Below are 13,166 nucleotides of genomic sequence, written 5' to 3'. Positions count from 1 at the left end.
CACCTATGCCAGACGCGGATACGCTTCCGCAATCGCATCACCGGTAAACTGCGCCACCCAGCCCTCCGGATTATCGAATATACGGATGGCCGTAAAGTTTGGCTCTGAGCCCATATCAAACCAGTGCGGTGTGCCTGCTGGCACCGAAATCAGGTCGTTTTTCTCGCACAGCACCTGATACACCTCATCGCCAATGTGCAGGCAGAACAATCCCGCGCCTTCCACGAAAAAGCGCACTTCATCTTCGCCGTGGGTGTGCTCGTTGAGGAATTTCGCGCGCAGCGCTTCTTTTTGCGGATTGTCGGCACGCAGGCTGATCACATCCCAGCTCTGATAGCCTTTCTCCGCGACCAGCTTGTCGATGGCATGCTGGTAAGCGTCAATGACCACTTCTGGGGCAGGGTCGCACCCTAAATCACGGTCAGCCGCCCAGCGTTCAAAACGCACGCCTTTGGCGTTGAGCTGTTGGGCGATCTCGGCGGCGTCGGTGCTGTGCCACAGGTGCTTACTCGCGTCTTTATCGGAATAAATGGTTAATGCGCTCATGAAGGGATCTGCTCCGGGTTAATCTCGTCGAACTGGTGAACCTGATGATGGTGGCTTGCACCGTCATCATCACCGCGAATCAGCTGCAGGGTGCGAAAACCGGCCTGTTCAGCAGCGTCCAGCTCCTGATGGATATCCGACAGGAACAGGATCTGCGACGGGGCAATGCCCGTTTGCGCCGCAATATTCTGATAAGACTGCACCTCACGCTTGGCACCAATATGGGTATCAAAGTAGCCGCTGAACAGATGAGTAATATCACCTTCATCGCTGTAGCCAAATAACAGTTTCTGCGCAGCGACGGAACCAGAAGAATAAACATAGAGATCAATGCCTTGCGCTTTCCATTTTTCCAGCGCCGGCAGCACGTCCGGGTAGAGATGGCCGGTAAAGTCGCCGTTGACGTAACCGTCGTGCCAGATAATTCCCTGCAGGGCCTTCAGCGCCGTCGATTTACGGTCTTCATCCATAAAGGTGAAGAGGGTCTCGATAAGATCGCTGACGCTGGCGTGCGGAGTGTCGATTTCATCGCGCAGGTTGTCCAGAATCGATTTGACCGGCTCGGCGTACTGCTGGGCGGTGACGAAGGCCGCCAGACGCTCACGCGCATAAGGGAACAAAACATCATGGACAAAACGGATATCGCTGGTGGTTCCCTCAATATCCGTCACAATCGCGCGAATCATATCTTCTCCAGTTGTCGTAAACGCATTTCGCATTCAAATAAGAATTCCAATCCTTCCAGATGACGGCGGGCTTCGGCCACATCACGTCCCCAGCAGGTTAAGCCATGGCCGCGCAGAAGAAAACCATAATTAAGCGGGCGCTCCTGCGCGTAATGGGCGATTCGCGAAGCGAGGGCGTCTATATCCTGGTCGTTATCGAATACCGGAATGGCAACCGTAGCCAGATGCGTGGTCTGCCCGGTGAGGGATTTTTGCATCTCAAAGCCGCTGATGTGCAACTCCGCCTCTTTCACCAGCCGCGAGAGCACCGTGGCGTTCACCGTGTGGACGTGCAGTACGGCATTGGCCTCCGGGAACAGGCGATAGATGAGCGTGTGTAACCCAGTTTCGGCCGAAGGTTTACGGCCAGAGGGGGCGCGATTGGTGGCGATCTCTACCTGCAGAAAATCATCCTGCGTGAGGCTGCCTTTGTCTTTGCCGGATTCACTGAGCCAGCACAGGTTTTCATCCTGACGTACCGACATGTTGCCGCCGGTGGCGGGGGCCCAGCCTTTGGCACCAATCCAGCGGCAGGCTTCGACCAGTTGCGTGAGTTGCAGGTTGTCTGTCATTTCCTTTTACCCTCTCGGTCAGGAATATTGATATTGTTTAGACGTCTAAGCGTCTTGATTGCCAAAGACTAACATCGTGTTATAGTGGCAGCAACATAAGTATTACAAGCAGGCACCCCACAATGAGCAATAACGCATTGATTCCGCAAAGCAAACTTCCCAACCTGGGCACCACTATCTTTACGCAGATGAGCGCTCTGGCCCAGAAGCACAACGCCATTAACCTCTCGCAGGGGTTCCCGGATTTTGATGGTCCAGGCTATTTGCAGGAGCGTCTGGCCTGGCACGTTGCCCAGGGGGCGAATCAGTATGCGCCGATGACCGGCGTGCAGGCATTGCGTGACGCCATTGCGGATAAAACGGCGGAATGCTATGGCTATCAACCGGATGCCAACAGCGACATTACGGTGACGGCAGGTGCGACCGAAGCACTGTATGCGGCCATCACCGCGCTGGTTCGCACGGGCGATGAGGTTATCTGCTTTGACCCAAGCTACGACAGCTATGCGCCTGCCATCGAACTGTCCGGCGGCGTGGTGAAGCGCGTGGCATTACAGCCGCCGCATTTTCGCCCCGACTGGCAGGCGTTTGCTGCGCTGCTGAGCGACAAAACCCGGCTGGTCATTCTGAATACACCACACAACCCGTCGGCGACGGTGTGGCAGAAGTGCGATTTCGCCGCGCTGTGGCAGGCCATTGCGGAACGTGAAATTTATGTTCTTAGCGACGAAGTGTATGAGCACATCTGCTTTGCCGGGGAAGGGCACGTCAGCGTGCTGGCCCATCCGCAGCTTCGCGAGCGCGCTGTGGCGGTGTCGTCATTTGGTAAAACCTATCATATGACCGGCTGGAAGGTGGGGTACTGCGTGGCACCGGCGGCCATCAGCGCGGAGTTGCGTAAAGTGCACCAGTACCTGACGTTTGCGGTGAACACGCCTGCCCAGCTGGCGCTGGCCGATATGCTGCGCGCTGAGCCTGAGCATTACCGTGAGCTGCCCGAATTTTACCGCGCACGCCGGGATCGGTTTGTGAGTGCCCTGAGTCAGAGCCGTCTGGAGATCCTGCCGTGTGAAGGCACCTATTTCCTGCTGGCCGATTACAGCGCCATTTCCGATCTGGACGACGTCAGTTTTTGCCAGTGGCTGACCAAAGAGGTGGGCGTGGCGGCGATCCCGTTATCCGTCTTTTGCGCCGATCCCTTCCCGCATAAGCTGATTCGTCTCTGCTTTGCGAAACAGGAATCGACGCTGCTGGCGGCGGCAGAGCGTCTTAACGCGCTCTGATTATTTGACCGTCCAGGCTTCTGAGTAACGGCGGTCTGCAAAGAGTTCCAGCAGGCCGTTGATTTGCTTGAGGCGCAATACCTCGTCGCTATCCATTCCCAGTTCCTGACTGATTCTCTCGTCGTCCCAGCCAAGCTGCACCAGCTCGCGGACGATATCGGACATCGCATTGATTTGATGGCGGCCGCGCGCCCGATTGTGACGAATGGTGGCCGCTATCCGGTCGAACTTTTTCTGCCGCTCTTTACGCAGACAGGTGACAGGCAGATAGCCTTTAAGCTGGCGTTTCAATACCGCCCGGTTGGACCCAATTTCATGGCGATGGAAGCCGTCGACAATTTCATAATGCCGGGCCTCACTTTCTGTTACCACAATAGGTTGGGTAAAACCGTCCATCTCCAGCGATTTACAGAGCAGCCGTTTTTCCGGCGGGGCAACGTTGTTGGGGTTGTAATCGTTCGCGGTAATCTCGTCCTGTTTGATCCACAGCACGCAATCGACAGGCTGTTCGCGAAAAGGGCTATTTTCATGGATGGCCTGGCGAAAGGCGTTAATGGCTTCAATGCGTTTATCTTCGGGAAGAGACTGAAGATAATTTTTCATTTCGTTAATTAATTGCTGCTGCATAAGATCCCCCACTCCTTGCGTTTTGATTTCATCCGTTCGCTGTAACGCTGGTAATGCCTGGGTTTGTTCGGACTGAATGACAGCGCCCGGCACCAGTAGTCATTGTTGAGTAATACCTTGCACACGCGTCGCCAGGACGGGATATCTTTGGCGCCGATATCGCCCTCCTGGGTGTCGGGAATATCGGCCATGCCTCTCTTCTGGTACCAGTGCAAATAGATCGCGATTTTATTACGGTAATGTTCCGCGGTGGTGTGCGGCATGCTGTCGAGAAGCAGCATGGCGTATTCCCGCCAGCTGAGCGCGTCGGGTTTCAGAATTTTGCGGTGGCCATAGAAATGATTGTCCTGCCCTGCGTAGACCCCGCCACTGTGCACGCCGTTTACCCGCTCACACATCGCCGCCCAGCGTTCGGGCTCCACAACATGATAGAGCCACAATCCCTGACGCTGCTCCGGGCCAAAGGGTTCACAGATGCGCATATAGCGCGGCGGCACGCCAGCCTGAAACATCAGGTCGTAAAGCGGGTTATAGCACCCGCCCGTTTTCGCAAACCAGGTCCAGATATCGGCGGTTTTCCAGTCATAAAGCGGATAGACATACCAGGCGTGCCCGCCGGGGGCGACGGTGGTCCAGGGTTTGTCATCGGCAAAGCGCTGCTTTCGTGCGTTGGCGATAGTCAAAAAGCGATTGTAGGATTCATCGGCACGAATGCCGATCATCATTGCTGCCGGGCGCCTTTTGGCAAACCAGTCGGAAAATTCGCGAACAAAGGCCTCGAAGGTCATGCCCGGCTGGTAGAACGAGAAGTAATCTGGATCGGTTACCGCCTCTTCCGGGGGCGTGCGTACCCAGTTTTTACCCGGCTCCCAGCACTGCCATTCGGGCTGGAACTGTGAGAGTGAATTTTGCGTGGTCAACGGGAGCGCTACCCACCAGCACTTTTCAATCACATCGGCGTATTGTGCGATCATGTTATTCACATGCTGAATGGTACAGGTGAACTGCGCTTCCCAGTCGATAAATAGCAGACAGATTTTCTTTCCCATTTTTCGGGCTTGTCGGGCCGTTAAATGGAACATAATGGTGGAATCTTTTCCGCCAGAAAATGAAACACAGACCCTTGGCAGATTCTCAAGCGTCCATGTTATGCGCTCTGTGGCAGCGTCAAGGACATTTTGATTGAGCGGATGCTTATAAATTGACAAAGGCAACTCCTCCTGGAAATAAATACCGGACGTTCATGTCAATGCAGGAGAGAGAATAATAGTAGTGAAAATAAAGGCAGGTAAATCAAAAAAGGCAGATTTTTTATTATCTATAAATGAGGGTTATATTTTGAAGAGAGAAATGGCTGTAAATATCACAGCCATTCGGATTTATTTTTGCGTAATCTGCTCAACAAACTTCGAGAAAACCGAGCTGTTAAGCGCTGAGCGGTTATAAACCATGAAGACTTCCATTTGAGGCAGCGTGAAGGGTGCGTCCACTTTTTTCAGTCGCAATACGTCACGGTATTTTTCATACAGGACTTCCGGTATATATCCCACTAAATGCGATGCGCTGATCATGTTTATGATTGAAAAGAGAGAGTCGCAGCGAAAACCGATTGTCCTGTCGGCATGCACTTCCTCAGTCTTTGACTGATAGTGTTTCACACCCGCTTCATCGCTCAGGAAGATCGTAAACTTCTCTTTCTGCAGCTCTTCCAGGGTAGCGGTCTCCTGCAGACGGGGGTGATCCTGGCTGCACACCAGAATCATTCGGTAATTAACATAGGGAACGCACACCATTGAGCGATTGTTGATAGGCGCAATGGAGAAAATTAAGTCTGCTTTGCGGTAGGCAAGCAGGTCTTCTGCGGAATCCGCGGACAGCAGCATGTCATGAAGCTCTATTTCATAATTGTGCTCTCGCATCAATAGCTTCATGGGGCTGAGCAGATTGTCGGTTGTCAGAACCTGCGGGCAGTAGATGACAAAATTCTTTTTGAGCGATGAGCCATGCATGATGTTGATGGTCTGCTCAAGCTGATTGAGGTTTTGCTCAAGATGATGATGCAAATTTGCCCCGACGGTGGTGGGAGTGATCCCTTTTCCCGAACGGATAAACAGCGGATCGTTCAGCTGGTTACGCAGTCGCTGCAGGGATTGACTGACCGCGGAAGGCGTTATGTAGAGCGTTTCTGCTGCCTTGCTGATGCTCAGGTGTTGGTAGATGCATTCGAAAATGACCAGCAGATTGAGATCGAATTTTTTTAAGTCGTAAAGATTTGCCATGTTTCATCCTGAGTGTGCTGCGTTGCGTTATCACATCACTGATAACTATAGAAGGAACGTAACCATTTACCATCCTTGATGGTTAGCTCGCTTAATTATGATTGAAAACCAACTTAATATATCACGAACGTAGATTAATGAAATAGAACTTCAATAGTGGTTAAGATATTTTTACCTTTAAAATAGAAAACAGAACTGAATAAAAATAGTCAGATTTATATATGGACAAGTAATTATCACGCATTTTTATTTTTACTGGCGTGAGCATTAGCGGCGATGGGGAATGCTTAGTTTGGTAAAACCTATCACAGCCATAGATATGATTATCCCTTCAATCCATTGCCCTGTCCCGACACGAGTGCTGTAATCGGGGGGCTGTAACGACCTTGATATAAAGGTATGTAGAGCGCAACGCAACGCCAGTCTCACTGGCACTGAAAGTTCCTGTGGAAAGTTCAGGTATCAGGGCCGCCCACCAGGGCGGCCTTTTTACTTTCGGGCTTTTATTCATTGGGTTCACAACGTTGTCTTGTTCGGGTTGTTAGGTATGGCTGATTGATTTGATAAAGCAAACGCATTAGCCCATGTAGCGAAAGTTCGTTACCTTACATCTCAACGAAAACACGGAGGAAGTACAGATGTCTTTGATTAACACCAAAATTAAACCTTTCAAAAACCAGGCGTTCAAAAACGGCGAATTCATTGAAGTGACTGAGAAAGATACCGAAGGCCGCTGGAGCGTGTTCTTCTTCTATCCGGCTGACTTCACATTCGTTTGCCCGACCGAACTGGGTGACGTGGCCGATCACTACGATGAACTGCAGAAGCTGGGCGTAGACGTGTACTCTGTCTCTACCGACACCCACTTCACCCACAAAGCGTGGAACAGCAGCTCTGAAACCATCGCGAAAATCAAATACGCGATGATCGGTGACCCGACTGGCGCCCTGACCCGTAACTTCGACAACATGCGTGAAGATGAAGGCCTGGCAGACCGTGCGACCTTCGTTGTTGACCCGCAGGGCATTATCCAGGCTATCGAAGTTACCGCTGAAGGTATCGGCCGTGATGCATCTGACCTGCTGCGTAAAGTGAAAGCCGCTCAGTACGTGGCGTCTCACCCAGGTGAAGTGTGCCCGGCGAAATGGAAAGAAGGCGAAGCGACGCTGGCTCCATCTTTAGACCTGGTCGGCAAGATCTAAGTCTGTAAAGTCTGGCGGCGCTGAGCTTGCACAGGCCTACAGTATCGTAGGCCGGGTAAACGACGTGCCACCCGGCAACCCATGGGCGCCCCCCGCGCCCATTTCATTCCAGCACCATGATGCAAGTTGCATTCAGGCCGCCCGTATAAGGCAGCTTGCATGATGACGTTTTTAGAGAGGGAAGAACAATGCTCGACACTACAATGAAAACCCAGCTCAAGGCATACCTTGAGAAACTGACCAAACCTGTTGAGCTGATTGCCACGCTGGACGACAGCGCTAAATCGGCAGAAATCAAGGAACTGCTGGCGGAGATCGCCGAACTGTCACCGAAAGTGACCTTCAAAGAAGCGAACGATCTGGCGGTGCGTAAGCCATCTTTCCTGATCACCAACCCGGGCTCTGATCAGGGGCCGCGTTTTGCCGGCTCACCGCTGGGCCACGAATTTACCTCACTGGTGCTGGCTCTGCTGTGGACCGGTGGGCATCCGTCGAAAGAGGCGCAGGCGCTGCTGGAGCAGATCCGCGATATCGACGGGGATTTCACCTTCGAAACTTACTATTCACTCTCCTGCCACAACTGCCCGGACGTGGTGCAGGCGCTGAACCTGATGTCAGTCCTGAACCCGCGTATTAAACACACCGCAATTGATGGCGGCACTTTCCAGAACGAAATCACCGATCGCAACGTGATGGGGGTTCCGGCAGTGTTCCTGAATGGGCAGGAGTTTGGCCAGGGCCGTATGACCTTGTCCGAAATTGTGGCCAAAGTGGATACCGGCGCCGAAAAACGTGCCGCAGAAGAGCTGAACAAGCGCGATGCGTATGATGTACTGATTGTCGGCTCTGGCCCGGCGGGCGCCGCGGCAGCGGTCTATTCCGCACGTAAAGGTATTCGTACCGGTCTGATGGGCGAACGCTTTGGCGGCCAGGTGCTGGATACCGTGGATATCGAAAACTACATCTCTGTGCCGAAGACCGAAGGCCAGAAACTGGCTGGCGCACTTAAAGCGCACGTCAATGATTACGCAGTGGATGTGATCGACAGCCAGAGCGCCAGCAAGCTGGTTCCTGCCGCAGTCGAAGGTGGCTTACACCAGATTGAAACTGCTTCCGGCGCGGTGCTGAAAGCCCGCAGTGTTATCATTGCCACCGGTGCCAAATGGCGAAACATGAACGTGCCGGGTGAAGATCAGTATCGCACCAAAGGCGTGACCTACTGCCCGCACTGCGATGGTCCGCTGTTTAAAGGCAAACGCGTGGCGGTGATTGGCGGCGGTAACTCCGGTGTTGAAGCGGCTATCGACCTGGCGGGCATTGTTGAACACGTTACCCTGCTGGAATTTGCACCAGAGATGAAGGCAGACCAGGTACTGCAGGATAAAGTACGCAGCCTGAAAAACGTCGACATCGTGCTGAATGCGCAGACCACGGAAGTGAAGGGCGACGGCAGTAAAGTCACCGGTCTGGAGTACCGCGACCGCGTCAGTGGCGATGTGCACAGCGTTCCGCTTTCGGGGATCTTCGTGCAGATTGGTCTGCTGCCAAACACCACCTGGCTGGAAGGCGCCATTGAGCGTAACCGCATGGGCGAGATTATCATCGATGCCAAATGTGAAACCAGCGTGAAGGGCGTATTTGCGGCGGGCGACTGTACTACCGTGCCGTACAAGCAGATCATCATCGCGACCGGTGAAGGGGCGAAAGCGTCTCTGAGCGCGTTCGACTACCTGATTCGCACCAAAACAGCATAATAAAAGTCAGTAAGACTGCACCTGCACCAGGAGAGGCCACCAGAAGGTGGCCTCTTTTTTTATCTCACGACCATCACCGGAATGTGGGTGTGACGGATAACGCTGGAGGCGTTTGAACCCAGCAGATGCGTGGTAATGGACGGATTGCGTGAACCGATAACCACCACGTCGGCGTTCAGCTCGCTCGCCAGCTCGTTAACGGCATCGCGCACGCTGCCAAACCGGACATGCGTTTTAATGCGGGAAGGGTCGATGGTGAAGTGCCCGACCATCGTTTGCAGGCGATTTTCCGCCTCGTGCTGCAGATGCTCTTCAAAGCGGCGTACATCGGCGGCGAAGCGATGCAGACTCAGGCTGGCAGAACCCGGCAGCACGTGTAGAAGATGAATAATCCCGTCCTGCTGCGCCAGAAATTCCGCATGGCGTACGGCCTTGTCGCTCAGCTCCATCTCAAAAACATCAACCGGCATAATAATTCTTTGATACATACCCGTTTCTCCTTGTTTATAAACGCTGGAATCATTCAACCATAAAATGAATATGGTTTTTGTAAGCGCTGCGGCACTTTTCTGTTTTTCCCAGGATAAATCTCAAAAGCCCGCTAATCCCGGGCAGGTCGTCAGGGAACGCTACCCTTAAATACTTACCCGGATCCTTTCGGAGGTCGCATGAAAGCACTCACGTACCACGGTCCACATCATGTTCGTGTCGAGAATGTCCCCGATCCTGTTATTGAACAACCTGACGATATTATCCTGCGCGTAACGGCCACGGCGATCTGCGGATCGGATCTGCATCTCTACCGCGGGAAGATCCCCAAAGTTGAACACGGCGATATTTTTGGCCACGAGTTCATGGGCGAAGTGGTGGAGACGGGCAGGGAAGTGAAGACGCTGCAAAAAGGCGACCGGGTGGTGATCCCGTTTGTCATCGCCTGTGGTGACTGCTTCTTTTGCCGCCTGCAGCAGTACGCGGCCTGCGAGAGCACCAACGCCGGGCAGGGCGCCGCGCTGAATAAAAAGCAAATTCCCGCGCCCGCCGCGCTGTTTGGCTACAGCCATCTTTATGGCGGCGTGCCCGGTGGACAAGCGGAATACGTTCGGGTGCCCAAAGGTAACGTTGGGCCGTTCAAAGTGCCTCAGCTGCTCTCCGATGATAAAGCGCTGTTCCTCTCCGATATCTTGCCTACCGCCTGGCAGGCGGCGAAAAATGCCCAGATTGAAAAAGGCTCCAGCGTCGCCGTTTTTGGTGCAGGACCGGTGGGGTTACTGACCATCGCCTGCGCGCGGCTGTTAGGTGCCGAACAGATCTTTGTGATTGACCATCACCCGTATCGTCTGCGTTTTGCCGCAGAGCGCTACGGCGCTATCCCCATCAACTTTGATGAAGACAACGACGCAGCGGAAAAAATCATTGAGCAAACCGCAGGCCAGCGCGGCGTGGATGCCGTCATTGATGCCGTGGGGTTTGAAGCCAAAGGCAGCACCACGGAAACCATCCTCAGCAACCTTAAAATTGAGGGCAGCAGCGGTAAAGCGCTGCGTCAGTGTATTGCTGCTGTTCGACGGGGTGGGGTGGTGAGCGTGCCCGGCGTGTATGCGGGCTTTATCCATGGCTTCCTGTTTGGTGATGCCTTCGATAAGGGGCTCAGTTTTAAGATGGGCCAGACCCACGTCCACGCCTGGCTTGGCGAGTTGTTACCGCTGATCGAAAAAGGGTTGCTGACGCCGGAGGAGATTGTCACCCACTATCTGCCGCTGGATGATGCCGAACGCGCCTACCGGATCTTTGAAAAACGGGAGGAGGCGTGCCGGAAGGTGATTCTGGTGCCCGGTGCAGAAACGCCGGAAGCGGCGGAACAGCAGGTTAAAGGGCTGGTGAATGCGTTTCCGGGTGGGGTGGTTTAAGACGGTTCCCTTACCTGCGGCACGATATAGGACGTCCAGGTGAATCTGCGGAAAGAGGATGCGCAGGCATCCTCTGTGCAACGCGGGTCGCGCTTGTTCAGATGGGATTAACGCAGGTAATCGCCTGCCGCTTCTGGCTGGTAGAGCAACGCCAGCACTTCCAGATGGGTCGAGGCACCGCCCGGCAATTCCCAGTGAATGGTATCCCCCGTACGCAGGCCCAGCAGGGCCGCGCCGACCGGTGCCAGCACGGAAAGCTGAGCGCTGCTGTCGGTCATTTGCGCCGGGTAGACCAGCGTGCGGGTTAACTCTTCGCCCGTTGTCAGGTTGCGGAATTTGACCTGGCTGTTCATGGTGACCACGTCATGCGGCATGGACTCCGGGGTACACATCTGCGCCCGGTCGAGCTCTTCATTCAGGGCATCGGCTACCGGGAGCGAGGCGAATTCTGGTTTTTCCAGAAGTCGGTCAATACGTTCTGCGTCAAGTTCATTGATAATGATGGTGGGTCTGGACATTTTTTACTCCATGTCGTTAATGCTGCGTGTAACGCAGAAACCAATCCAAAAGAAAACCCTCGCCGTCTGGCAGCGAGGGTTTAACTCTCCCGATGATACTGTCTGCGCACGCAACTTTGAAGTGATAGAGGTCACATTCATGGGCCATATGAATTTTCGCTGAAATTTATTCAGTCTGCATTTCTGGCGGATTGCGTTACGCTGAACGTTCTGAATCAGGATAGTGGGTAAACGCAGTTCGCGTCTGACCCTTATAAGAGAGCGCTATGTACTTTTATCAACCGTCACAGGGGCATGGCCTGCCGCATGACCCGCTGAATGCCATTATTGGTCCGCGTCCGATTGGCTGGATCTCCTCCTGCGACCAGGCAGGACAGATCAACCTGGCACCTTATAGCTTCTTTAACTGCTTTAACTACCGCCCGCCGATTATTGGTTTTTCCAGCAACGGCTGGAAAGACAGCGTGCGTAATATTAACGAAACGGGTGAGTTTGTCTGGAACCTTGCCACGCGCGACCTGGCTGAGGCGATGAATCTCACCTCCGCTACGCTGCCTCACGATCAAGACGAGTTCTCTTTTTCCGGATTGACGCCAGCGGCAAGCCAGCTTGTAAAGGCGCCACGCGTGGCCGAGAGTCCGGTGAACTTTGAGTGCCGCCTGTCGCAGTGTATTCAGCTGACCGGCGCCGACGGCACGCCGGTAGACACCTGGCTGGTGCTGGGCGAAGTGGTGGGGATTCATATTGCAGAATCGCTGCTGGAAGAGGGGATCTACCAGACGGCGAAAGCGCAGCCTATCCTGCGTGCGGGTGGGCCGACGGCCTATTATGGCATCAGTGATGAACACCGCTTCGATATGGTGCGCCCGATTGTGGATCAGTAACCCACTTTATCGATAACAAACTGTTTGCCACAGTTACCCGGATGTGGCTGTGGCGCAAAAGAGCCGGCAGACAGCGGGTTATTAATGGTGCTGGCCTTAAGCGAGATCTGCATTTCGGTCAGATAGGCCGGATTACCATTGCAGGTCAGTTTGAACGCTTTGACGTTGTCTTTGCTCCAGCTTTTCGCCACGGCGTTATCAAAATCTTTACGGCTTACCGTTTTACCGTAGTTATCCGCCAGGAATTTACCCACCGCGCTGTTTTTTATCTCCTGATTCATCCGCACCATGGTGCCGAAATAGGCGTCAGGATCAAAGCCGAAGCAGACGCCGTGTTTGGCGTACTCATAGCGTTCCAGGCAGGAGTTACCGCCAGCACCGGGCATGACGCTGTTCAGCTTTGCGGCACCCGACAGTGATAGCCCGGTTTCGGCGGCTGAGCATTTGCGGCTGGCTTTGGCTTCCGGCATGTTCGGGATTGGGCGGGTCGCGCAGCCAAAACGCATCCAGCGGCGTTCATCCACGCCGCGTGCGGCGATGGATTTTGGCAGGCCAGGCCATAATCCGTGTACGGTTAGATAATCGGTCTTGTTATTGCTCTCTTTTTGCAGACGGCACTCTTCGGGTTCGTTACGGTTACGTTCAGCCATGCTCTGGCAGAACCCGGTTTGCCAGGAAAGCGCCAGAACGTAGCGATCGAAATCGCCATACTGCGTGGCTTTGAGCGGATCCGCCTGCGCGGTGAAGACACAGAGTGCAAGCGCCATGGCGCCAGACGGGATAACGATATCCTTCCTGAACATGTGATTTCCTGATGGGTTAACGCGATAGATTTCTGGAAGTTATTAAAGCACAAAAAGCGCCCGCAG

14 protein-coding genes are annotated in these 13,166 nt (G+C 53.9%); 5 read left to right on the top strand and 9 right to left on the bottom strand.

The window, feature by feature from the left end; all coding sequences use genetic code 11:
- Positions 1–3: 3 nt before the first annotated feature.
- From ACOTX3_RS06865 to ACOTX3_RS06855, 3 genes are read right to left on the bottom strand one after another with little or no spacing between them, the layout of a single operon-like run.
- Positions 4–546, bottom strand: coding sequence for a 1,2-dihydroxy-3-keto-5-methylthiopentene dioxygenase (locus tag ACOTX3_RS06865; protein WP_058678370.1), 543 nt, complete (start codon positions 544–546; stop codon positions 4–6).
- Positions 543–1,232, bottom strand: a complete 690-nt coding sequence (gene mtnC, locus ACOTX3_RS06860) for an acireductone synthase (protein WP_020685649.1) — start codon at positions 1,230–1,232, stop codon at positions 543–545. The genes ACOTX3_RS06865 and mtnC overlap by 4 nt, the downstream gene beginning before the upstream one ends.
- Positions 1,229–1,843: a methylthioribulose 1-phosphate dehydratase gene (locus ACOTX3_RS06855; protein ID WP_058678372.1), complete on the bottom strand. Its 615-nt coding sequence runs from the start codon at positions 1,841–1,843 to the stop codon at positions 1,229–1,231. The genes mtnC and ACOTX3_RS06855 overlap by 4 nt, the downstream gene beginning before the upstream one ends.
- Before the next feature lie 122 nt (positions 1,844–1,965).
- On the opposite strand from ACOTX3_RS06855, the gene ACOTX3_RS06850 reads away from it, so the two are divergent.
- Complete coding sequence (locus ACOTX3_RS06850) at positions 1,966–3,126, top strand: pyridoxal phosphate-dependent aminotransferase (protein WP_038418894.1); 1,161 nt, start codon at positions 1,966–1,968, stop codon at positions 3,124–3,126.
- Here ACOTX3_RS06850 and ACOTX3_RS06845 read toward each other — a convergent pair whose 3' ends face one another.
- The 3 genes from ACOTX3_RS06845 to citR all read right to left on the bottom strand — a co-directional run bounded on the left by ACOTX3_RS06845 (position 3,127) and on the right by citR (position 6,032).
- Positions 3,127–3,753: an IbrB-like domain-containing protein gene (locus tag ACOTX3_RS06845; RefSeq protein WP_013097610.1), complete on the bottom strand. Its 627-nt coding sequence runs from the start codon at positions 3,751–3,753 to the stop codon at positions 3,127–3,129.
- Positions 3,738–4,961, bottom strand: coding sequence for a phosphoadenosine phosphosulfate reductase (locus tag ACOTX3_RS06840; RefSeq protein ID WP_029882127.1), 1,224 nt, complete (start codon positions 4,959–4,961; stop codon positions 3,738–3,740). Before ACOTX3_RS06840 ends, ACOTX3_RS06845 begins: the two co-directional genes overlap by 16 nt.
- Before the next feature lie 171 nt (positions 4,962–5,132).
- Positions 5,133–6,032, bottom strand: a complete 900-nt coding sequence (citR, locus tag ACOTX3_RS06835; RefSeq protein ID WP_058678374.1) for a DNA-binding transcriptional repressor CitR — start codon at positions 6,030–6,032, stop codon at positions 5,133–5,135.
- Between the two features lie 638 nt (positions 6,033–6,670).
- Between citR and ahpC the strand changes: the two genes are divergently transcribed.
- A complete protein-coding gene (gene ahpC, locus ACOTX3_RS06830) occupies positions 6,671–7,234 on the top strand; it encodes an alkyl hydroperoxide reductase subunit C (protein ID WP_058679345.1) in 564 nt (187 codons plus the stop codon).
- A gap of 188 nt (positions 7,235–7,422) precedes the next feature.
- Positions 7,423–8,988, top strand: coding sequence for an alkyl hydroperoxide reductase subunit F (ahpF, locus tag ACOTX3_RS06825; RefSeq protein WP_013097607.1), 1,566 nt, complete (start codon positions 7,423–7,425; stop codon positions 8,986–8,988).
- A gap of 59 nt (positions 8,989–9,047) precedes the next feature.
- Here the strand turns inward: ahpF and uspG are convergent, their stop codons facing one another.
- A complete protein-coding gene (uspG, locus tag ACOTX3_RS06820) occupies positions 9,048–9,476 on the bottom strand; it encodes a universal stress protein UspG (RefSeq protein WP_013097606.1) in 429 nt (142 codons plus the stop codon).
- A gap of 180 nt (positions 9,477–9,656) precedes the next feature.
- Between uspG and ACOTX3_RS06815 the strand changes: the two genes are divergently transcribed.
- Positions 9,657–10,895 carry a zinc-dependent alcohol dehydrogenase gene (locus ACOTX3_RS06815; protein WP_127869245.1) on the top strand — a complete coding sequence of 413 codons (1,239 nt, stop codon included), beginning with the start codon at positions 9,657–9,659 and terminating at the stop codon, positions 10,893–10,895.
- Positions 10,896–11,002: 107 nt separating this feature from the next.
- Here the strand turns inward: ACOTX3_RS06815 and rnk are convergent, their stop codons facing one another.
- Positions 11,003–11,413: a nucleoside diphosphate kinase regulator gene (rnk, locus tag ACOTX3_RS06810; RefSeq protein ID WP_013097604.1), complete on the bottom strand. Its 411-nt coding sequence runs from the start codon at positions 11,411–11,413 to the stop codon at positions 11,003–11,005.
- Between the two features lie 266 nt (positions 11,414–11,679).
- Here rnk and ACOTX3_RS06805 point away from each other — a divergent pair, with 266 nt between their 5' ends.
- Entirely contained in the window at positions 11,680–12,297 is a 618-nt protein-coding gene (locus tag ACOTX3_RS06805; RefSeq protein WP_013097603.1) for a flavin reductase family protein, read from the top strand.
- Here the strand turns inward: ACOTX3_RS06805 and rna are convergent.
- A complete protein-coding gene (gene rna / locus ACOTX3_RS06800) occupies positions 12,291–13,100 on the bottom strand; it encodes a ribonuclease I (protein ID WP_058679343.1) in 810 nt (269 codons plus the stop codon). The genes ACOTX3_RS06805 and rna overlap by 7 nt on opposite strands.
- Positions 13,101–13,166 lie beyond the last annotated feature (66 nt).

The organism is Enterobacter cloacae complex sp. IR5384 (genome assembly GCF_049237265.1).
GTDB lineage: Bacteria > Pseudomonadota > Gammaproteobacteria > Enterobacterales > Enterobacteriaceae > Enterobacter > Enterobacter cloacae.
This window is presented reverse-complemented; position numbering and strand designations above follow the sequence as displayed.

Excerpts from the sequence above, each read along its gene's own strand:
- ACOTX3_RS06865 (WP_058678370.1), bottom strand. The coding sequence starts at position 546 with ATGAGCGCATTAACCATTTATTCCGATAAAGACGCGAGTAAGCACCTG.
- mtnC (WP_020685649.1), bottom strand. The coding sequence starts at position 1,232 with ATGATTCGCGCGATTGTGACGGATATTGAGGGAACCACCAGCGATATC.
- ACOTX3_RS06855 (WP_058678372.1), bottom strand. The coding sequence starts at position 1,843 with ATGACAGACAACCTGCAACTCACGCAACTGGTCGAAGCCTGCCGCTGG.
- ACOTX3_RS06850 (WP_038418894.1), top strand. The coding sequence starts at position 1,966 with ATGAGCAATAACGCATTGATTCCGCAAAGCAAACTTCCCAACCTGGGC.
- ACOTX3_RS06845 (WP_013097610.1), bottom strand. The coding sequence starts at position 3,753 with ATGCAGCAGCAATTAATTAACGAAATGAAAAATTATCTTCAGTCTCTT.
- citR (WP_058678374.1), bottom strand. The coding sequence starts at position 6,032 with ATGGCAAATCTTTACGACTTAAAAAAATTCGATCTCAATCTGCTGGTC.
- ahpC (WP_058679345.1), top strand. The coding sequence starts at position 6,671 with ATGTCTTTGATTAACACCAAAATTAAACCTTTCAAAAACCAGGCGTTC.
- ahpF (WP_013097607.1), top strand. The coding sequence starts at position 7,423 with ATGCTCGACACTACAATGAAAACCCAGCTCAAGGCATACCTTGAGAAA.
- uspG (WP_013097606.1), bottom strand. The coding sequence starts at position 9,476 with ATGTATCAAAGAATTATTATGCCGGTTGATGTTTTTGAGATGGAGCTG.
- ACOTX3_RS06815 (WP_127869245.1), top strand. The coding sequence starts at position 9,657 with ATGAAAGCACTCACGTACCACGGTCCACATCATGTTCGTGTCGAGAAT.
- rnk (WP_013097604.1), bottom strand. The coding sequence starts at position 11,413 with ATGTCCAGACCCACCATCATTATCAATGAACTTGACGCAGAACGTATT.
- ACOTX3_RS06805 (WP_013097603.1), top strand. The coding sequence starts at position 11,680 with ATGTACTTTTATCAACCGTCACAGGGGCATGGCCTGCCGCATGACCCG.
- rna (WP_058679343.1), bottom strand. The coding sequence starts at position 13,100 with ATGTTCAGGAAGGATATCGTTATCCCGTCTGGCGCCATGGCGCTTGCA.